This window comes from Nostoc sp. KVJ3 (genome assembly GCF_026127265.1).
In the GTDB taxonomy this organism is placed as follows: domain Bacteria; phylum Cyanobacteriota; class Cyanobacteriia; order Cyanobacteriales; family Nostocaceae; genus Nostoc.
Map to the genome: position 1 here is coordinate 1,492,306 of NZ_WWFG01000002.1, position 21,200 is coordinate 1,513,505.

A 21,200-nucleotide genomic window follows, 5' to 3' on the forward strand; every position below is an offset into this window, starting at 1 on the left:
CACTCTAAAAATTATTGACATAATTGAGAGTTGTATGGTTGTGCCTGTGTCTCTTTTAGAGATACTTCTTTCATAAAATCTCTCAAAACTTTATCTTCGTTAACTTGTTTTTCCAGAATGTTAATATTTGTGAGTGTCGAATTATAGTCCTTACCAGTGAAACTGTTAGCTAGCCCCACAATCTGCGTAATCCTAGCAGCAATAACTTCAAAGTTAAGATGAGGGTAATCATCAATAAGTTCTGAAAGTTTTCTTCCGGTGTCAGCAGCTATCAAAAGTTTAGAGATAGATTCATTTAAACTTTGTTGTTCAGCAATATTAACTTTTCGCCACTCATCTATCTCTTTAGCAACTTGATGCTTAATTTCTTCTGCTGCTGGTTGTGAGGATATACTTAAATTTCTATATTCTTCACCAAGACGTTTTAGTTCAAAGCTGATGAGTACTCGTTGTGGATCGTTTGGTCTTGGTGGTCTTTCCTGAATTCTTTTGGCTAAAAGTAGCATTTTTACTGTTAAGCATCGTGCAGGTTGGGCAGTTTTAGCAACTATCCTTGCACTTTCATAATCAATTGTTTCAAGCTTGTTAAATACCTCTGCGGCTGTGTCATATTCTGCTTTCAAATCATCGAGGACTCGATCAACATCTGATGGCTGGGTATTTTGCTGACTTTCTCCTGTAATAATTCTATTTACTTCTCTGGGAATTTCAAATTTAATACTTGGATCGTTTACTAATCTGTCTATCACAAAATTATCATCTCTAGGGAGATCATCAAGTTGATAGATTTTCTTCACCGATGTAATCGCATCAGCGGCGCGATCGCGGAAATTCTCGGCAGTTACTCGGAGTATTGCTCTTTTTTCAGGTGTACAACCGCTGATGGTGAAGCTGATAGTACAGACTACTATATAAAATTTCCATAAATTTAATTTATTAATATTAAAAATTTTCATAGATGTACTGAATTTTTACCGGATATTGTGAAACTTTATTTACCATCGTTCTGGTAATCCAGTATGGAAATAATTCAAAATCTAGCTGGGTGTGAATTCACTCTTGTTGTCGAATTACCTGGGTTGTCGGTAATAGCACTCAATGACGGTAAAGAATCGGAGAGTGCTTGAGTATAAACAATACTGGTTAAATTAAACACTTATAACAGATGATTTTTTGTATAAGCGCATAATTTACAAAAATTTTCATAATTGTGCTTTAATAGTGGGCGGCTTTTGTTCGTTCATGAATTTTCATTACACAAAACGATCGCTCATGCTCCTCACACACAAAGAAAACATTTTAAAATTTAGTTGGCTTCTACCCAGCTTCTTCAGCTTGTTCCTATTTGGCTCTTCTGTCAAAGCTGCTGCGATCGCTAATTGGCATTTTGATAGCAATCGGAATCATCTGGATTTCACTACAGACGAGAATGTTCAACCCAAAGTACAATTATTTACCAACCCTACCCGTTTGGTAATTGATTTACCTGGGGTTAAATTAGGATATCCACAAACTAATCAAAGAATAGGGTTAGTAATTAAAGACATTAGCATTGGGCAGTTGAACGCAGATACTACCCGGATGGTAGTTACCTTAGCACCCAATTACACCTTCGATCTAGCACAGGTAAAGCTGCAAGAGGAATCTGCCAATCATTGGTCTGTGCAGTTACCTAAGCCGATACAATTGACTGCAACCCAGCCAAACAACTTAGAAATAACACCGACTCAATCGAGTATTTCTCCAACAGTGGGTGATAATAGCACTCTGTTTGCTGGCGTGGTTCCCATGCATTCACCAATGAAAGCGCTGGAACCGCAGATTAAAGCCTTAATGAATCGCTACAGTTTTCTGAAAACAGGAATGTTTTTCCTGGATTTGGATACTGGGGATTATTTGGATGTTGGGGGCGATCGCGTTTTCCCCGCAGCTAGTACGATTAAATTGCCAATTCTCATCGCCTTTTTCCAAGATTTAGATGCTGGTAAACTCACCCTTCAAGAAAACCTGACTATGCGGGGTGACTTAGTAACCGATGGTTCTGGAGTTATGCAGTATGAGCGAGTTGGTAAGAAGTATACAGCTTTGGAAACCATCACTAAGATGATTACCATCAGTGACAATACTGCCACCAACATGATTATCGATCGCTTAGGTGGAGTTGCGAAACTAAATCAGCGCTTCCGTAGCTGGGGACTTAAAGACACGGTAATTCGGCATCTTTTAGCTGATTTGAGAGGAACCAACACCACAAGTTCTCAAGATATGGCGCGGGTGTTGGCTTTAGTTGTGAATAACAAGTTAGTCTCTCCACAAAGTCGAGAGCAAGCTTTGGATATTCTGCGTCACACCACAATTCATACACTGCTTCCCGCAGGTTTGGGGAAAGGTGCAGTCATCGCCAACAAAACCGGAGATATCGGGTTTCTCATTGGCGATGCAGGATTTGTGACTATGCCAAATGGTAAGCGTTACCTGGCGGCTATCTTCGTCACCCGTCCCTATAAGGACACGAGGGGGAGAGACTTTATCCGTCAAGTTTCCCGATTAGTTTACGATTATCTGAATCAGCCGAATCCAGTTGCTGCGGTTGGTTCGTCTGACAGTGCGACAAGGTAGAAGACGCGATCTTGTAAAAATTTGCGGTGTCTAGATCCCCGACTTCGTAAAAGTTGTCGGGGATCTAACTTTTTAGATAATTTTGATTTTATTTGCGGCTTTTGTAGCTTTTTCTCTAGCCTCTTGGACATTAGCACCTTTCGCTAAAGCTACGCCCATTCGCCGATATGGATGAGCATTAGGTTTACCAAATAATCTAATATCTACATCTTTTTCTGATAAAGCCTCCGCTACACCTATGAAACCAATAGAATCAGATTTTTCTGAAGCTAAAATTACCGCGCTAGCTGATGCTCCTAACTGTTCTATATGAGGGATTGGCAAGCCTAAAATAGCTCTGAGATGTAGTTCAAATTCATTGAGATTTTGTGAGATTAATGTCACCATTCCTGTATCATGAGGTCTGGGGGAAAGTTCAGAAAAAATCACCTCATCTTTAGTAATGAAAAACTCAACACCAAAAATTCCCGCTCCTCCTAAAGCATCAGTAACTTTGATAGCTATTTCTTGAGCTTTTAATATTTTATCTTCAGAAATTAGTGCGGGTTGCCACGATTCTTGATAATCTCCTCGTTCTTGGCGATGACCAATAGGAGGACAGAAAATTGTGGGGGCATTCCACTGTTTAATTGTCAGTAATGTTATCTCGATTTCAAAGTTAATAAATTCTTCGACAATGACCTTTTGACTGTCACCTCTAGAATTAGCGATCGCATAATTCCAAGCCTTCTCAACTTCACTCCTATTCTGAACTACAGATTGACCTTTACCAGAGGATGACATCACAGGTTTGACAACATTACTAAACCCAATTTCATCGGAAACTGCAATCAATTCTTCTAAAGTTGTTGCATAACCATAAGTAGCCGTTCTGATGCCCAATTTTTGATGCGCCAGTTCCCGAATTCTATCGCGGTTCATTGTATAGTTAGTGGCAGCCGCAGTTGGTATAACTGTAATCCCTCGCTGCTCAAATTCCAAAAGTTTTTCTGTTCTAATTGCTTCAATTTCTGGTATAATTACATTTGGCTGATGTTTTGTCACTACAGCTTCTAAATCATCAGCACTGAGCATAGAAATAACTTCATAAGCATCAGCAACCTGCATAGCTGGAGCATTGGCGTAGCGGTCAACGGCAATTACATAATTACCAAGACGTTGAGCTGCGATCGCAAATTCCTTACCTAGTTCTCCTGAACCCAGCAGCATCAATTTTTGGGGCAACTTAATACTCATTAACTTATCCAGGTCAATCTTAATCCCATAATCTTATAATTTTTTGTGTTTTAATTACCGTCTTCTCAAGAGTTAAATCTAGCTCCGCGCAGTTGTAAATCTTGCCGTTGTAGCTGAGTTAAACCAGTACCTGCACCAAGCTGACACTTATCTACTAGAGTTTCTAACCAAATAGTCTCATCCAAAGTTGCACCTCGTAAATCTGCATTTCTCAAATCAGCTTTCGTCAAATTTGCAAATAAAAGGTCTGCATTGACTAAACTACTACCTTGCAAATTTGCTCCTGATAAATTTCCTCGGATGAAGTTTACTCCATCTAAAATTAAACCAGATAAATCTGCTCCTATTAGATTCGGAAATTTTAGCTGATTTGGATATTTAAAAAACCGCATCATGCAAATAATATTTGCTTCATTTAGGCGGATTTTTGTTAAAAACTCATAACGAGCTATGCCCAGTTCCTGAAGAATTTGTAGACGCTGTGGCGGACTTTGTTCTAAAAACTGGATGGCTGTATGGCGTAGGTCTTGAGTCGGCCGATTTAGCATAATTTTCAGATTATCACGATCCTTGCGCTAATTAAAAGTTTTACCTTAATGCAAGAACCCCGACTTTTTTAAGAAATCGGGGTTCTAATAGACATCTTCAGAAATTAATTATACGTTACCTTAAACTCTTGTAGATAAGTTGCATTGCAACGTTTCTAAATTCTTTATTACCAGAAGATGTCTAATAGATAAATACTTACCTAGCGTCCTGCTAACAAGGCTTTAGTAGCAGATTCACCAGCTAATCTTACCTGCCTTGTTAACTGGAAATTCAACAATGTTAAAACACTCAACTGAGCTAGTAATGCCATAAAAATTGTTGTCGCACTAGTGTGTTCTATAGCCGCCCAAGGGAAAGTTGAAAACAGCCATATTGTAGGATATTTCCACGAGGAGATACCGATAAATTCTAGAATCATCGGTGGTAGGAACGTTACAGCACTTATAGTACCAACAGCCCAGAAAGAACGTTTGGGAGTTTTCAGCAAAAGTATCAATTGGGTGATGGTAGCATAAATCAACATTAAGCTGATAGATAAAGCCACGGTTAAAAGCACTTTCAATCTATCAAAATTGTCACCCTCCAAATTTGGGCTACGACCTGGATCAAAAATAGATGTAAGTGAGAGCCAGACTAGAAAAGGGACAGTAACTATTGTCAGATTAATAGCGATCGCTACAAGTGCAGGACTTTTTTCAGCCCAAATTAGATCCTGCCAAACACTCTTGCGGCCGCCAACTTCTTGATGTCGGTATCTTGCCCAATCTTGTATGTCTTGACGATGAGGAGAAAGAACGGCAATCAAACCGAAAAGTAATACCAAGTTGTATAACGCTATAAAAATCAAATTTTCTCCAACTTGTCCATCCAATCTGGAATTATTTCTCAAAAATTGGAAGGTAAATCCCCACATCATCACCTGGCAAAAAGCTACTATTAAATAACTTTGTCCCTTACTGATTATTGAGGCTTGAGGATTACGGAAACAACGCTTAATAGCTTGCAAAATTCCGTAACTGCACAATCCCCAGTTTAATAAATGGAAACCGACAACACTAACAATATTTGCTCCTAATGGTAAATAGAAAAACTGCACATTACCCATTAGCGAACCATTGTATAAATTAAACAACTGAGGAAATAGATAAGTTGTTACATCCCAAGGAGCAAAAAGCCTTAACCAAGTAGTCGAATTATTTAGATTGTTGCCAGAAGACGATGACATTACCATCGTTGTGAACAAGAAAAATAAGACTGCACCACTACCTAACCAAGGCTGAAAACCGCTCAAACCGCGACTAACTAAAGCAAATAGTAGTGCGGCATTGTAGAAGAAAATACAGCTAGCAGCAAGAATTGCATAATAGCTCAAAATGGAACTAAAAGCAATTTGGGCAGAAAAAGCAGCCCATAAATGGAAAGGAACAGCGAGTGAGATTACAAGATAAATTAAACTGGGTACTCCTAATAATTTTCCAGTCAATATACTTGTTTCTGATTGAGGGCTAAGACGGATGAAATTCAGCGTGCCACGAGTTTCTTCTTTCGCTAAATCATTGATTAACAAATAAGTTCCTGCAACTAATAGTGTAAATATAAAAATTACACTAAATGTTAGGAATGTATATCGCCAGTGGTCTTGCCACCACAACTGCAAATCAATTTGATTGGCGGGGCAAAAATTATTTGAAAAGAAATCATTCAAGTTAGCAATTCTAGATTGATCTGAAAGCTGGTAAACTTCGTTTTGTTGCCGTTCGTATACTTGACGCAAACGACAGTATGTACCAGTTAGTGAGTATTTATCATCGGGAAACTCACGCAATTGATATAAAAAAACTACTAGTTGCAGAAGTAGAGATGTCGCAACTGCGATCGCAACATTAAAAAATTTCAGCCGTCCTTTGAGTTCCCGCAATAGTTGCGGATTCCAATCACCGATTTTGTCTATAAAATTGGGCATCATAAGAAAAAATTCTCCAAAAATGGCGATATTTATTGACAAATTAAGATGCTTGTTTGTGACCTAATTTTAAGAAAATAGTTTCTAAGTCTTCTTGGGTGCAGTGAAAATCAATCAAGGGAATATCTGCTTTGATGAGCGATCGCAACAATTCAGCACTATCTTCTTCTTTACCCGAAAAGTTCACCCGCACGCTATTTTTTTCTGACATCACCTCCCACTCTTCTACTAAATGATGATGTTTCAATTCCCTTAAAAGTGCCTCTAGATTACCCAGAGTTGATATCACAATTTGCTGGTGGGAAAGACGTTGGTACAGTTGTTGTAATGAGGTACTTTCTACCAAAAAGCCAAGTTCCATAATTCCCACAGATGTACACAGTTCTGCTAAATCGCTGAGAACATGAGAGGAAATAATTACAGTCATCCCAGCTTCTTGCAAAGCCTTGATGATTTCGCGGAAGTGCATTCTGGCGATGGGGTCAAGTCCAGAAACAGGCTCATCTAGTAGTAGTAAAATCGGTTCGTGGATAATGGTTCGCGCTAAACTTAAGCGCTGTTTCATCCCCCGCGACAGAGTAGAAATCTGACTGTTACGTTTATTTCCCAGTTGGATGAGTTCTAAAACTTCGTGTAAACGTTGAGTACGGCGCGGTTCTCGCAAACGATAGAGACGCGCAAAATAATCTAGGTAATCCCAGACTGTTAAATCCTCATATAACGGGTAGTCATCGGGTAAGTAGCCTAGACGACGCTTGACTTTGGGGTTACTCTTGTCACGGAGTAAGCGATCGCCATTAATATAAATCTCACCCGTCGTTGGTTCCTCAGCAGTTGCCAACATTCGGATGAGAGTTGTTTTACCCGCGCCATTTGGCCCAATCAATCCATATACTTCCCCCGCTTGGATTTCTAAATCAACATCATTGACAGCAACATGCCTGTCAAATTGCTTAGTTAGTCCACGGGTGCAAATTGCTAATTCTTTTACCATCGCTGCTGGGGTGCGGCTTGTGATTAACATTTAACGTAACCTCTTTCTACAGCTTTTGTCAGTCTGGTTTCAGAAATTGAAACTGAATTTATGAAAATTGGCTACATAAAAAAGTAAGTAAGGCATACACCCTACCTACTTATTAATTCTTATTGTGCTATTTAGGAAATCTTTGCAAATGCAACCTTGACTTTTTGCTCTAATATCAAGTTATTTCTGATAGCGGTGGGATGACATTATTAATTGCATGAGCAGATGAACCGCTAACTGCATAACGGTATTCAGGAATTGGATATCCAGCTTCACTAAAGGTTTCGCGGATAGCTTTATTAGTGTCGAAGTAAACCTGCCAGTAGTGGTCATTATTGCAATAAGGACGGACTGCTAGTACAGGCCCTGCAAAGTTGAAATCCTGAATTTCGACATCTGGTGCTGGATTTTGGAGGACATTGGGAATTTGGCTAATTTTCGCTTTTAAAAGTGCGATCGCTTCGTTATGTTTAACTTCATGATGGAGTTGAGCCACCAGATCAACCCGACGGTAAGGATTCGCAGAATAGTTCTGGATATTGTCAGCAAAGATTTTATTATTGGCAACAATCGTCAATACATTATCAGGTGTATTAATACCAGTTGTGAACAGTCCAAGTTCTGTAACAGTGCCTGTTACACCTGCTGTTGTGATGAAATCACCAACTTTGAATGGTCGAAAAACAATTAAAAATGCGCCGGCGGCAAAGTTGGCCAACAGTCCCCCCCATGCTGCACCAATTGCAATGCCCGCTCCTGCTAATAATGCAGCAAAGGAAGTTGTTTCAACTCCAAAGAAGCCAAGAATTGCTACAACTAAAACAATTCTTAACGTAACACCGATAATATTCAGAAGATAGTTAATGAGTGTCGGATCAACGTTTTGACTTCGGAAACCACGTCGTACTAACTTCAATGCAAAATCAATTAAGCGTTGAGCAATTAGCCACAGAGCGATCGCACCTAAAATTTTCAGTCCAAACAGAGTTAAAAGTTGACTAGCAACTAGGCTAATTTGTCTGAAATCCATAATTTTTTTGTTTGTGAATTATTAAACACAATAAACATACAATAAATTAAATGAAAATTTCCTATAAATACTTTTTTTTAATTTTTGGTGTGCTATGCAGCAAATAACCAAGGCGTTCTCGGTCAATGTCTGGAAATTTTTGGACAAAATAAATTAAAAACTCCATCGGTACATTTTGCTAGGTATGATATGTAATCTGCAAGCATTTACCTAGTAATAACCAGCTATGACCCAGAACTACCGCATTACTCTACTCCCCGGCGATGGCATTGGCCCTGAAATTATGGCAGTGGCGGTAGATGTGCTGAAAGTCGTAGGGAAGCAATTTGATCTTCAGTTTGAATTCCAAGAAGCCCTTATTGGTGGTGCAGCAATTGACACTACAGGGGAACCATTACCATCTGCGACTCTAGATACCTGCCGCAACAGTGATGCCATATTACTCGCCGCTATTGGTGGCTATAAGTGGGATTCCTTGCCATCCAATTTACGCCCAGAAGTGGGTTTATTAGGGCTACGTGCAGGTTTGGGGTTATTTGCCAATTTACGCCCAGCGAAAATTTTGCCCCAGCTAATTGATGCCTCGACTTTAAAACGCGAAATTGTCGAAGGCGTGGATATTATGGTGGTGCGCGAACTGACTGGTGGGATTTACTTCGGTAAACCTAAAGGGATTTTTGCTACAGAAACGGGTGAAAAACGCGGTGTAAATACAATGGTTTACACAGAATCAGAAATTGAACGCATTGGGCGGGTGGCTTTTGAAGTGGCTAGAAAACGCGGTGGTAAACTTTGTTCGGTGGATAAGGCGAACGTATTAGAAGTATCTCAGTTGTGGCGCGATCGCATCACCCAACTTTCTGCTGAATATCCAGATGTCGAACTCTCTCATTTATATGTAGATAATGCTGCTATGCAGTTAGTACGCGCTCCTAAGCAGTTTGACACCATAGTTACAGGTAATTTGTTTGGCGATATTCTTTCTGATGCTGCTGCTATGCTTACGGGTAGTATTGGGATGTTACCCTCAGCTAGTTTAGGTGCTTCTGGGCCTGGTGTGTTTGAACCAGTTCATGGTTCCGCCCCAGATATTGCCGGACAGGATAAGGCAAATCCTTTAGCACAGGTTTTGAGTGCGGCGATGATGTTGCGCTACGGTTTAAATCAACCAAAAGCGGCAGATACTATTGAAAAAGCCGTATTGCAAGTTTTAGAACAAGGCGATCGCACCGGAGATATAATTTCTCCAGGAAAAAACCTTTTAGGTTGCCGCGCTATGGGAGACTCACTCATTAAGGCTACTGAACAAAAATAATTTTTTAGAGCAGACTAGGCAATATGGCAACCTTTGCTATAAGTTTCGGGTAGACTAAAGGGAAATCTAGCAATCAAATAACAGTCGATAGTGTACGCATTACGACAAGGTCAAGTAAATTTTACCGCCCCCAAGAACCAATCGCCTTTGATTGATCCTGCTGTAATCAGAGCTGCTGGGCAGATATACTATACTCACTGTGAAGTTCATCCCGAAATCGCTGGGCAACCTTCCGGTGTAGCAATTAATCGTGTGAATCATCGAGGTAAGGTTATTTTTACTAACCAACCAGTTCTTTTACCTCAAGAGTGTTTTGTGCCCTTAAGTCAAATTGAATCACATATGTATTAGTCATTGGGTCATTCGATTTTAGATTTTGAATTTTGGATTGAAGATTGAAGAACAAATCTAAAATCTAAAATTACCCCAGTCATGAGTCAATATTGATTAACTCTCGACAAAGGACAAAAGATAAACGACAAATGACACAGGACAAATGACTAAAGGACAAATGACTGTATGGACATTTTGTTCGCTATTCCAGCGAGTTTAATGGTCTTTGCTTTGGGTGCATCTATTGGTAGTTTTCTCAACGTTATTGTTTATCGGCTACCTGCTGGGTTGTCAGTTCTTTGGCCGCCTTCTCGTTGTCCTAAATGCTTAAACCAGCTAAAAGCCTACGATAATGTGCCAGTCTTTGGCTGGATTTCATTAAAAGGGCGGTGTCGCTATTGCAAAAGCAAAATTTCTGTCCGTTATCCCGTGGTAGAAGGGGTAACGGGCATAATTTTTTTGCTGATTTTTTTAGTATTTCAAATTTCGACTTTCACAATCGGCTATTGGGCTTTTTGTAGTTGGTTGTTGGCGCTATCGCTTATCGACCTAGATACCATGACCTTACCCAATCCACTTACTCAGTCGGGTTTAGTGGTCGGAATTTTATTCCAAATGGTGATTGGTTATCTACCAGAGGGTAGTTCTGTGGCATCGGTCAATCATCTTATGATGGCGATAACTGGTGCAGTACTAGGTTTATGGCTGTTTGATGCGATCGCTCTATTGGGTTCAGTTGCCTTTGGTAAAACTGCAATGGGCGCGGGTGATGCCAAATTAGCAGCCATGATGGGAGCCTGGTTAGGCTGGAAATATTTACTCTTAGCTAGTTTTATTGCCTGTGTGCTGGGAGCGTTAATTGGCGCTGGTGTTATTATGCGTAGACGCAAAGCCGCGAGTCAAAACACATCACGACAAAGGTTAGGACAAAAGATGCCTTTTGGCCCTTTTCTCGCTTTAGGATCTGTAATTACCCTTTTTAGCGGCGAAGCCATCTTGTCTACCTACCTACGGTTATTTTTTCCAGCCTTTTGAATTGGAGTAGGGGGATGAGGGGGACAAGGGGGAATTATTTAACAAGTTTCTTCCTCAATGCCCAATTCCTAATAACCTTTCATAAGAAATATTTATAATTCGTGACTGTAACCAACATTACCCCATCGCCCCTTCATATTTTGATAATATTCTGCTTGTGACTTGTATTACCCTCTTGACGACGATTAACTGTTAGCAAGCACAAATGCAACAGATGCCGATCGTTCATAACCTAGTAATACGAATCATTGATTTGGGTGGGAGAGGGAGAGCATCTTATTTGGAGGTTGGTATTCTCATGGCTTTGTCAGTACGTCAATATAATTAAGTCTGCTGAAAAAAAGAGCAAGAGACTTGTATTGGTATAAGTATTTTCGTTAAGCTGGCAACCAAAGATGATAATTAAGGTCTGAATTGCTTAAAAGCGTAGTTTGACGATGCAGTAATTAGTGCTTGGGTGTTTCCCCCATGAGTAACTGGCGTTGCCCTAGGCGTGCCGGAGGCATCACCCGAAGGGTCAATTAGTAAAGACAATTGACTTATGGCTAAGGACAACCCAATACGGTTTGATATGTTTTCGACCTCATACCCACTTAAAATAAAATAAAAAATGGCTAACAACGAAGAATCACGCGGTTTAAAGTCTCTATTTGATTGGTTTGCAAATCGACGGAAATCAGGATCTACCAGCCTGGAACGCCAAGAACGTGAAATTGCTGATGGGTTATGGCATAAATGTTCTAAGTGCGGCGTATTGGCATATACAAAAGACCTGAAAGCTAATCAAATGGTTTGTGTCGAATGTGGTCATCATAATCGGGTAGATAGCGATGAGCGCATCCGTCAATTGATAGATAGTAATACCTGGAAACCTCTAGACGAGCATTTGCGTCCAACCGATCCGTTAGAATTTCGCGATCGCAAACTCTACAGCGATCGCTTGCGGGAAACACAAGATAAAATTGGCTTAATAGACGCAGTTCACACTGGTTTAGGTCAAATTAATAGTTTGCCCATTGCCCTTGGGGTTATGGATTTCCGTTTTATGGGTGGTAGTATGGGTTCGGTTGTGGGAGAAAAACTCACCCGAATGATTGAGCAAGCCACTCAACGACGGTATCCTGTAGTTATTGTCTGTACCTCTGGTGGCGCGAGAATGCAAGAAGGAATGCTTTCCTTGATGCAGATGGCGAAAATATCCGCAGCCTTACAGCGCCATAAGGATGCCCGACTATTATATATTCCCGTTTTGACCAATCCCACAACGGGCGGCGTTACTGCTAGTTTTGCCATGTTGGGCGATATCATTTTAGCAGAACCCAAGGCAACCATTGGTTTTGCTGGTCGGCGAGTGATCGAGCAAACCCTACGAGAAAAACTGCCCGAAAATTTTCAGACTGCTGAAGATTTACTTCTGCATGGTTTTGTTGATGATATCGTACCCCGTACTCAATTAAAGAATACTTTAGCCCAGCTGATTGCCCTACACCAGCCTGTACTAACAACACCTCACATGGTGTTGTGGGAAACAATGTCTTTAACTTCTACCGCCGCAGAATAGAATATTGGGCATTGGTCATTGGGCATGGGGCATGGGGCATGGGGCATGGGGCATGGGGAATTAGTTCTTTCTCCCCCTGCTTCCCCTGCTTCCCCTGCTTCCCCTGCTTCCCCTACTCCCCCATCTCCCCCATCTCCCGCACTCCCTCACCTCTTTGCCTCTTTGACAAAAACGAGTGGAATAAGTGCTGTTAGTCGAAATAGGCTAGAAAGGGCGAACACCCCTAATAAGCCTCCAAACTGAGCAAATTGGATGATGAAGCTGCCTATGGTTGTGCCTAAAGCACCACTTGCTCCAGCAACAGCAGCTGCGATCGCAAAATAGATAGACTGATTTTGAGTTGGTGCGATCGCTAATTGTATATTGTTGCTGCACAAATCAATCGCCGCCCAAGTACCTCCAGCTAATATGTGTAACAGAGGTAGCCACAACCAAATATCAAGGCGATTAGCACCAATCCCCACCCATAGCAGTGGTGTAGCTGCAACCAAAATTCCAATAAAGATGAGGATAGGACGATTGCCTATCTTATCTGCTAATTTTCCCCATAGAATAAGCATTAGCAAAGTCGCCCCCGCTTGAAGGCTGTTGTAGATAGTCACGTAACTGACATCTAAATCTAGCGTGTCCAGCATGTAGAGGTTGAAAAAAGGACTGCTGAGGTTAACAGCAAGATTCCAGAAGCCGAAATACAGTAGAAATCTTAAAAAGTTAAAGTTTTTCCAGATACTGCTAGTTAACTGGTCTTGTGGCGGACAAATTGATTGAAGTACTTCAGAAGCTTCATCTTTTGCAACCTGTGATTGCATCTCATTTGTTTGAAGTAATTTACCACAATAGGTATTTTGCAACTGCGGATTCATATCCACTTGGAAATACTGACATCCCAATCCCGCAATTCCAAGCACGATGCTTACTAACAAAACCACCCCATAGCCTTGGAGAGTTCCACTATACCAATGTGATACAGCTAGACCAGCCATTGGTACGCAAACAAAATTGGTGAGGTTCGCAGCACTATTTCGTGTCCCAAAATACCTGCCTCGCAATCGTCGGGGAATTATCATTGCAACCCAACTTAGCCATGATGCGGTTCCTAGTCCTCCCAAAAGATTGCTGAATAGGACAATCAAGAGTGTTAATATCACTAACTGGTGAGTATTAATCACTCCCAAGCTTACGCCGACAATACCGATTACTAAAACTAGCCATAGCAGCCGACCAATTCCGTGTGTGCGAAGAGAATATTGAAAGCGGCTATTGCTGCGTTCAGACAAGTAAGCACCAAACGGCTGAACAAGATTGACCAACATGGGGATAGAAGACAACATCCCAAATACCACTGGACTAGCACCCAATTCCACCAAGAAATTGCTGAGTAAAATCCCGCTAGTTCCAAGGGAGTAAACCGATGCTAAGACAGAATCTGCTGTAGAGGCTTTTAAACTTGTGCGAATTGCATCCTTGGGAATTCGAGAGGTTGGAGAGAGTACTGTTGGTGGTAAGGAAATCTGGGGAATTTCCAGAGTCAGTGGCGCAGTTGTTTCAACCTGAACGGAATCCATAATCTATGTTTATGAGTAAAGCATCCTGACATCAAGCTGGTTGTCGAAGAACTCAGTATGCTTTTATGAGCATTCTTAATAAGTTTTCGTTATTCTAGCTTGCAATTTTGAACAAAAATTTCAGATAAGTAAATATCACTCCTGAGCAACAGAAGGTATAAGTAAGAAGAAATAGACTGTTATCTGTACTTGTGATCAAAAAAAGATTGTTTAATTTTTTGGGATTGATAATAGCGATCGCTATTACCATCATTGCTTGTCAAAGCCTACAATTACCAAACAAACCCTTAGCATCTACCGCAGTCACCATTAAACTCAGTGGTTGGGGGGTTCTCCTGTCGAGCAAAAACTCTTGAGACAGGTTTTGCAAGAGTTTGAAGCCCAGCATCCAAATATTAAGGTCAAATATGAGGTAATCTCCGACCAATACATGGATGTAATCAAAACTCGTTTAGTTGGGGAAGCTGCACCCGATGTCTTTTATCTGGATGCTCTCGAAGCTCCTTTCTTGATGAGTCAGAATGTCCTAGAACCGTTAGAAAGTTATATTACTCCCACATTTGACCTAACGGATTTTGAAGATACCCTACTCGATAGTTTCAAATATCAGAATCAGATTTATGGTCTTCCCAAAGACTATTCCACCCTTGCTTTGTTTTATAACAAAAAAGCCTTCGCCGCCGCAGGTTTAAGTAATCCGCCAACAACTTGGGATGAATTACGTAACTACTCGAAACAATTGACAGGCAAACTTAACAAATACGGCTTTGGGGAAATTCCCGAATTGGCGCGTCAGGCTTACAAAATTAAAGCCTTTGGGGGAAAACTTGTTAATCAAAATGGTTCTGCTACTTTTGCGAGTGCAGTAGGTTTACAGGGTTTAGAGTTGGTAGTAGACCAGTATCAAAAAGACCGTTCCTCTGCTCAAAAATCTGATGTGGGGACAAACTCAGGTAGTGAAATGTTTGGTCAAAATAAAGTGGCAATGGTGATTGAAGGTAACTGGGCAATTCCTTACTTAACTGAAACCTTTCCCCAAGTAGAGTTTGCTACTGCACCAGTGCCTACGATTAATGGCAAAAAAGGCACGATGGTGTTTACAGTTGCTTATGTGATGAATAATCTTGCACAGCACAAAGCCGAAGCCTGGGAGTTGATTGCTTATCTCACGGGTAAAGAAGGAATGCAGAAGTGGACAGGAACAGGGTTTGCTTTGCCAACACGTAAATCTGTGGCAAAGAATTTAGGCTATGACCAAGACCCACTGCGATCGCCATTAGTGGCGGGAGTCGATTATGCTACACCTTGGCAGGTGGGTAAATATCCAGGTGCGATCGTCAATAATTTTGATAATCAGTTTGTCAGCGCCTTGTTGGGACAACAACCATTAAAGCAAGCGATGCTGAAGGCAGAGAATGAAGCTAATCAGCAGATTAGGGCGATGGATTAAACAATCTTTCTTACCTTCACCAAATCACTTCTGAGTAGAAGTTTGCTATCTCTTTATCAGATGTAATTATTGCAGCTTGATTACTTCTGGCTAATGTGACGACAACTCGATCTACTGGATCTCGATGACCCCATTCTAAATTGGCACTTTCCATCCAAATATTTTCATCAATGGGTACAATCTCAACAGTACTAGACTTTTTCAGCGTTACTACATACTCGTTAAGATTGACTCCTATATCTAGTTTTTTATTTTTGATTTTTAAAGCAATTTCCCATCTAAGCCTCCGGGGTACTCCCGCCACATTGGTACTCCAATTGGCGGGATGGGGGTAGTTCGGGGTAAATACAAGGGTTCGATACCCTTATATTTACCAATCTTTTTGTAATCTTCATGAGTTTTAAACCTTTGTGTAGCAAGGATTTTAGGGTATAATTAAAGAGATCGAGTCAGTAGTCCACCGTTCAGGTCGAAGACCGGAAAACTCTCATCCCAATTGAACGGACTGAACCTTGAAAACTGATATGGGGTTGCATCCAGAAATACAGATTTTATCTGTTAGGTTGGTTGCGTAAAATCAGTTACCTTGGTTGTACAAAACTTTGGTTTCTTGTACAAAACAGCGGTGTGGACGCATCGTTGCTGGCTGTGGAGGTTACTGGAATACCAGACCCGTGAATCAGCAAATTCTAGCTGCGAGGTTAGATGCTCCCGCTACATTGCTTGCAATTAGCGGTGAGAGTTGTCACGTAGTTGCACGCTTCTTTGGCTTGTTCAGAAAGTCTTGCTGGATCTAAACTCCACCATATTAAGGCACAAGTGTCAAGGACTATCTTCACAATTGTGCCCATTCCTCAGTAGTTGGTGTAGTTAAATCCTCAAAGTACTTCACTTTACCGCGCATTTCTCCAAATAACTCCTCAGTTGTTGGTGTTTGCGCGTATTTGGAAATTTTCACGACTGGCTTACCGCGATCGGTAACTATAATTTCTTCTCCCTCTGACTCTACAAGTCGTAAGAACTCAAGAAGTTGAGATTTGAGTTTACTTTTGGAAATTGATTTCATAATAACCATAGTCATGACTATAGTCATATTATAATCGGATGTAGCATGAGCTATCACTCAAGATTTACTGTCTATGACTAACATCCACTGCGATCGCTATTAGTGGCAGGAGTATATTAAGCTATACCTTGACAGGTGGGTAAATATCCAGGTGTGAGTATTTCACCAATCATTACCAATTACCAATTAATTCGCTGCTGTTTGAGCTTCTTGATAAATTATTTCTTGAAACTGAATCATATCTTTTTGTGGATCGGCATGGCTAACTTTCACCACTATCTGTTCGCCCAAGTTGACAGAACGTTTGAAAACCATTGGTAACTGCAAGCCCAAATCTTCGATCAAAATTAGGGCTAAGTTACTGTCTTCTCGCAGCCACATCAACACTGTAACATCCCAAGTTTCATCGGGATGACGGCGTAAATACTCTAGAGCATAATATCTATTAGTTTGTCGTTCTACCATCGTCACCTCTTGGGTGATGCTGGTGACAGTTATCATCACTTCTTTAAGTTGATCTGCGGAAAATGGCAGAACTTCACCGCGCAAATGGGCTTTAAGTTGGAAGTGGGTGAGCAAGTCACTGTAGCGGCGGATGGGAGAGGTTGCTTGAGTGTAGGTATCCAAGCCTAAACCGGCATGGCGCAGAGGCGTAATGCTCATTTCACTCTTAGGCATACAACGACGCATGGCGCAAGCGCGAACAAATCCGGCGGGAAGTAGCAGTAATTCTTCTTCTGGGGGTAATTCCGGTTGGGGTTGACCGCGAAAGGGCAAAGGTATGTTATGAGTTTTACCATAACGAGCCGCAACTTCACCGGCAACAATCATCATTTCTGCGACTACTTGCCGTGATGGGGAATCGTCCAAAATGTCAATGTGGATCTCTTCACCTTTGACTTTGATCGTAGCTTCGGGCATGGTGATGCTAATTGCCCCTTGAGCGTAACGCCAAGCTTTGCGTTTTTGTGCCCAACTTGCGATCGCAGCAATTTCCGGTTCTGCCTGTACCCGTAATTGCAGCATTTCATCTACATCTTCGTAGGTGAGACGATAAGTCGGCTTAATTAAACTGGTATGAATGCTGTAATCTTCTACTACGCCAGTTGTACCTAAAATAATTCCAAAACTGAGGGCGCAACAAACCCGTCCCTGGATTAAACTCATTGGCCCAGTTGCCAATACCTCTGGGAACATGGGAATCATCCCCGTAGGTAAATAGACTGTACTACCCCGCTTTCTGGCTTCCAAATCTAATTCATCTTCCGGCACTAACCATCTAGTGGGATCGGCAATATGCACCCACAGGCGTTCCCGTCCATCGGGCAAGACTTCCCAACTTAGACCATCGTCGATCTCTGTGGTAGTTTCATCATCAATGGTATAGACCTTGAGGTGAGTCAGATCAAGGCGGTTTGTATCTGAGTCAATCGGCGGGAAATCCAAACGCTGTTGCGCCACTTCTAATACCTTATTAGGAAATTGAATCGGAATTGAAGAACGACGCAGGAACAAGTTTTCATAAGGACTCCAGCAACCTAAATCTACTAATAGTTGAAAGGCTCCTTGGGGCGTTGTGGGTCGTCCCAGCATGGTCATCGTTTCTAATACTGGAGCGCTGGGCGGATAAGCGCGAGCTAAGGAGTCATAATTAACTCCCGTCCGCACTGTGTCAGCAAGCAACGCTGCGTATTTTTCGAGTCCTTCTAGGCGCTGGCGATCGTGGCGTTGCCATTCTACAGCTTCACCTTTGAGCGCTTGCTCTACACGAGTTAAAAATTCCTGCTGTCCTTTAGCTTTTAATGCTTCTACTTCCATCTGGTGCTTGCGTTCTGCCACCTGAGCAGCAGTTCGGGCTTCATAAGCGTCTCCTTTTTGCTTGAAATAGAGTTTGTCGTCTGATAACAAGCAATGGGCGGCGTAGCAATGAGGCACGGCTGATTCCGAAAACAGCAGATTCGCCATCAGTTCTGGGGTGATTGTTTCCCCATCTTCAACCAGTAATTCCCAAGCTACTTCTAAGCTAGATGGGTCTAAATAAGGATTGACTTGCTCCAAAAAGCTAGCAATCTCAGATGGTTTGTAGGTCTGTCCAGTAACTGTATAAGTTATTTGTCTAGGCGCGAGGCTGTGGGATTGACCACGGTCGTCTACCACAAACCAGCGGGTTTTACCGTCTGGACGTTCTACGATCCCCAAACGGCGATCGCCTTGAACCCTAAATTCAACTAGCGTCCCCTTCTCCACAACTCTCGCACTCTAATTTTGGTGAACAGTTTAAATAGTTTCAAGTTAGGAGTTAGGAGTTAGGAGTTTTGATTCTTAACTCCTGTACAGACGCGTAGACGCTCGAAGAGCGGCTTCTCGTAAGAGTATAATCACGTCTCTCCTGTACAGACGCGATTAATCGCGTCTCTCCTCTTTTTAGCCTTCCGCATTGATAAATGGCAACAAGGCCACAATCCGCGAACGTTTAATTGCTAATGTCAACTCTCGCTGTTGCTGAGACGTTAGTCCAGTAATCCGACGTGGCAGTATTTTACCCCGCTCGGTGACAAACTTACGTAATAAATCAACATCTTTATAATCGATTGGTTCTCCGGGCTTGATCGGAGAAAGGCGACGACGGAAATAACTCATCTCTATTTAATTTCCTTGTGAACGGTATGTTTGTTGCAGTGGGTGCAGAACTTTTTCAGTTCTAGCCGGTTAGTGGTGTTGCGGCGATTCTTGGTGCTGGTATAACGGGAAACACCAGCAGAACGCTTATCTGAATTTGTCCGACACTCGGTACACTCTAGTGTCACAATAATGCGGGCACCTTTACTCTTAGCCATAATCTTACAAACAGTGGAGCCTGAAGAGATTTAACACAAATGACTATCTTCTCACATTCCGCCGCATATTTTCAACTAATCTTTTAATTTTTATATCAAGTGAGTAGCCACGACGCGACGAAACGATGAAAGTTCCACAATAGCGATCGTGTAAAGTCTGCCGCATCTGGGTATCAGAGAGGGCAGTCGCACAATCAATTGCTAGGGGAAGTACTAGCAGTATAGCAGTGGGATTGGCTCTAATATTGCTCAGGGCAATTGACACCAAAAGCGCACCCAAGCCGATAATCGCTTCTCGCTTCACCAATGAGAGCAAATCTGGAATTCTGCCCACTACTTCCCCATCTTCGACTTCCAACACCTTTAAATCGAACGCCCAACGCCCTAAACTTTGTCCTTGATTGTTGTATGGCACTAGCACCCGCAAAACTAGCCAAAATATGGCAAAAACTAAAATTTGCATAAATTGAATCCCGATATCGCCGCCTCCCAGTAGGGAACTGACTAACCAGACACCAAGGAAATCAAGTCCTAATGCCATACCTCGCCGCCCAATTTCAGCTTTGGGATAGTGTTTTTGGGGAAGTCGTTCGATCGTCATACAAAATAGGTATTTTTATTTAGGGGTTGGAGAATAATCATTGCTCCTGTTTTTTATATTAAGGTGATGACTTGGGTTTGGCGTTTAAACCGTTGCACACACAGAAAAATTGCATAATTAGGGCGTTCACGCTGCCCACCCCAGAAGAGTCTATTTTAGGGAAATATCGTATTGTATTGTTGGAGAAACTATTTGGAAGTTGTATCTATGACACATCTGTTTGCTAAAACAGCTATTGGGATGATGACAACTACAGCTTTAGCATTAGTGATCGCCATAACCACTCACGATCTAGCTGATGCTGCTGAGTTCAACTTTAACTGGAAAGGAGACACTGGTTATTCAGCTAAAGGTTCATTTGACTACGATACAACAAATGCACCAAGCATCATTTCGGAAACGGGTTCGGGAGCTACGAAGAACTTGCAGTCTCTCTCAATTTCCTTTTTTGATCCATTTAGTACTCTCATAAATAGTTTCACTCCTGTGCTTAATGGCGTATCTAATTACAGCTTTTTGAGATTTAACTTTGATAGCACTAAAGAGCAAATCTTTGGCCCATTTGATGTTGGCAAGGATGATAACCTTCCTGGTGACACATGGCTGAATAATAATCTCGCACTCATAGATGAAGGTTTTAGCGATGAGGTTATAGCCAAAGAATTTGGTTTGACCAATAGAGATGCAGTAGGCGCACAGCAAATACTAGATTTAAGTAACAATTCCGTTCAGGTATCCAAAGTCCCCGAAGGAAGCATAGTTATAGGTTTACTTGCAGTGTGTAGTTTGGGATTTAGCCTCAAGGAGAAATCAAGAGGATTCTTACGTCAATTTTGGGATATTTTTATTTGGAAGTCACAAAAAGTTAAGAGTTAAGAATTATGAAATTCTTAACTCTTGTGTAGACGCAATTAATCCAGGATTTACGCAAAATTATGAAAAATGTAGACGCAAAGCGGCTTCCAGCAGGTAGGACACAAACAAATAAGAAGTTTTTGCGTAAGTCCTATAATCGC

General features: G+C 41.5%; 19 protein-coding genes and 1 pseudogene. 7 read left to right on the forward strand and 13 right to left on the reverse strand.

Going from position 1 to position 21,200, the window contains the following annotated elements:
* Positions 1-11: 11 nt before the first annotated feature.
* Positions 12-956, reverse strand: coding sequence for a hypothetical protein (locus GTQ43_RS22465; protein ID WP_265274958.1), 945 nt, complete (start codon positions 954-956; stop codon positions 12-14).
* 286 nt (positions 957-1,242) lie between these two features.
* Between GTQ43_RS22465 and GTQ43_RS22470 the strand changes: the two genes are divergently transcribed.
* Positions 1,243-2,619, forward strand: coding sequence for a serine hydrolase (locus tag GTQ43_RS22470; RefSeq protein ID WP_265274959.1), 1,377 nt, complete (start codon positions 1,243-1,245; stop codon positions 2,617-2,619).
* A 72-nt stretch (positions 2,620-2,691) separates the two neighbouring features.
* On the opposite strand, the gene purT is transcribed toward GTQ43_RS22470, so the two are convergent.
* The 5 genes from purT to GTQ43_RS22495 form a co-directional block, all read right to left on the reverse strand.
* The gene (purT, locus tag GTQ43_RS22475; RefSeq protein ID WP_265274960.1) at positions 2,692-3,855 is read right to left on the reverse strand and encodes a formate-dependent phosphoribosylglycinamide formyltransferase; all 1,164 of its coding nucleotides are present in this window, start codon (positions 3,853-3,855) and stop codon (positions 2,692-2,694) included.
* A gap of 65 nt (positions 3,856-3,920) precedes the next feature.
* Positions 3,921-4,403: a pentapeptide repeat-containing protein gene (locus GTQ43_RS22480; RefSeq protein ID WP_265274961.1), complete on the reverse strand. Its 483-nt coding sequence runs from the start codon at positions 4,401-4,403 to the stop codon at positions 3,921-3,923.
* A gap of 200 nt (positions 4,404-4,603) precedes the next feature.
* The gene (locus GTQ43_RS22485) at positions 4,604-6,370 is read right to left on the reverse strand and encodes an ABC transporter permease (RefSeq protein ID WP_265274963.1); all 1,767 of its coding nucleotides are present in this window, start codon (positions 6,368-6,370) and stop codon (positions 4,604-4,606) included.
* Between the two features lie 40 nt (positions 6,371-6,410).
* Entirely contained in the window at positions 6,411-7,361 is a 951-nt protein-coding gene (locus tag GTQ43_RS22490; protein WP_265276517.1) for an ABC transporter ATP-binding protein, read from the reverse strand.
* A 205-nt stretch (positions 7,362-7,566) separates the two neighbouring features.
* Positions 7,567-8,421, reverse strand: a complete 855-nt coding sequence (locus GTQ43_RS22495) for a mechanosensitive ion channel family protein (protein ID WP_265274964.1) — start codon at positions 8,419-8,421, stop codon at positions 7,567-7,569.
* Positions 8,422-8,647: 226 nt separating this feature from the next.
* On the opposite strand from GTQ43_RS22495, the gene leuB reads away from it, so the two are divergent.
* The 4 genes from leuB (at position 8,648) to accD (ending at position 12,665) form a co-directional block, all read left to right on the forward strand.
* Positions 8,648-9,736, forward strand: a complete 1,089-nt coding sequence (gene leuB, locus GTQ43_RS22500; protein ID WP_265274966.1) for a 3-isopropylmalate dehydrogenase — start codon at positions 8,648-8,650, stop codon at positions 9,734-9,736.
* A gap of 90 nt (positions 9,737-9,826) precedes the next feature.
* On the forward strand, positions 9,827-10,087 hold the full coding sequence (locus GTQ43_RS22505) for a hypothetical protein (RefSeq protein WP_094329947.1): 261 nt from the start codon (positions 9,827-9,829) through the stop codon (positions 10,085-10,087).
* Positions 10,088-10,255: 168 nt separating this feature from the next.
* Positions 10,256-11,104 carry a prepilin peptidase gene (locus GTQ43_RS22510; RefSeq protein WP_265274968.1) on the forward strand — a complete coding sequence of 283 codons (849 nt, stop codon included), beginning with the start codon at positions 10,256-10,258 and terminating at the stop codon, positions 11,102-11,104.
* Positions 11,105-11,714: 610 nt separating this feature from the next.
* Positions 11,715-12,665 carry an acetyl-CoA carboxylase, carboxyltransferase subunit beta gene (gene accD / locus GTQ43_RS22515; protein ID WP_265274969.1) on the forward strand — a complete coding sequence of 317 codons (951 nt, stop codon included), beginning with the start codon at positions 11,715-11,717 and terminating at the stop codon, positions 12,663-12,665.
* A gap of 146 nt (positions 12,666-12,811) precedes the next feature.
* On the opposite strand, the gene GTQ43_RS22520 is transcribed toward accD, so the two are convergent.
* Positions 12,812-14,230: an MFS transporter gene (locus GTQ43_RS22520; protein ID WP_265274970.1), complete on the reverse strand. Its 1,419-nt coding sequence runs from the start codon at positions 14,228-14,230 to the stop codon at positions 12,812-12,814.
* Positions 14,231-14,424: 194 nt separating this feature from the next.
* On the opposite strand from GTQ43_RS22520, the pseudogene GTQ43_RS22525 reads away from it, so the two are divergent.
* Positions 14,425-15,680, forward strand: a pseudogene (locus tag GTQ43_RS22525) (ABC transporter substrate-binding protein).
* A 16-nt stretch (positions 15,681-15,696) separates the two neighbouring features.
* On the opposite strand, the gene GTQ43_RS22530 reads toward GTQ43_RS22525, so the two are convergent.
* The 6 genes from GTQ43_RS22530 to GTQ43_RS22555 form a co-directional block, all read right to left on the reverse strand.
* On the reverse strand, positions 15,697-15,984 hold the full coding sequence (locus GTQ43_RS22530) for a type II toxin-antitoxin system VapC family toxin (RefSeq protein WP_265274971.1): 288 nt from the start codon (positions 15,982-15,984) through the stop codon (positions 15,697-15,699).
* Positions 15,985-16,515: 531 nt separating this feature from the next.
* The gene (locus GTQ43_RS22535; RefSeq protein WP_265274973.1) at positions 16,516-16,746 is read right to left on the reverse strand and encodes a type II toxin-antitoxin system Phd/YefM family antitoxin; all 231 of its coding nucleotides are present in this window, start codon (positions 16,744-16,746) and stop codon (positions 16,516-16,518) included.
* A gap of 186 nt (positions 16,747-16,932) precedes the next feature.
* Positions 16,933-18,993 carry a ribonuclease catalytic domain-containing protein gene (locus GTQ43_RS22540; protein ID WP_265274974.1) on the reverse strand — a complete coding sequence of 687 codons (2,061 nt, stop codon included), beginning with the start codon at positions 18,991-18,993 and terminating at the stop codon, positions 16,933-16,935.
* A 177-nt stretch (positions 18,994-19,170) separates the two neighbouring features.
* Positions 19,171-19,386, reverse strand: coding sequence for a 30S ribosomal protein S18 (gene rpsR / locus GTQ43_RS22545; protein WP_012411240.1), 216 nt, complete (start codon positions 19,384-19,386; stop codon positions 19,171-19,173).
* Positions 19,387-19,388: 2 nt separating this feature from the next.
* On the reverse strand, positions 19,389-19,583 hold the full coding sequence (gene rpmG / locus GTQ43_RS22550) for a 50S ribosomal protein L33 (RefSeq protein WP_094333178.1): 195 nt from the start codon (positions 19,581-19,583) through the stop codon (positions 19,389-19,391).
* A gap of 43 nt (positions 19,584-19,626) precedes the next feature.
* The gene (locus GTQ43_RS22555; protein WP_265274975.1) at positions 19,627-20,184 is read right to left on the reverse strand and encodes an RDD family protein; all 558 of its coding nucleotides are present in this window, start codon (positions 20,182-20,184) and stop codon (positions 19,627-19,629) included.
* Positions 20,185-20,391: 207 nt separating this feature from the next.
* Between GTQ43_RS22555 and GTQ43_RS22560 the strand changes: the two genes are divergently transcribed.
* Complete coding sequence (locus GTQ43_RS22560; protein WP_265274976.1) at positions 20,392-21,060, forward strand: PEP-CTERM sorting domain-containing protein; 669 nt, start codon at positions 20,392-20,394, stop codon at positions 21,058-21,060.
* Positions 21,061-21,200 lie beyond the last annotated feature (140 nt).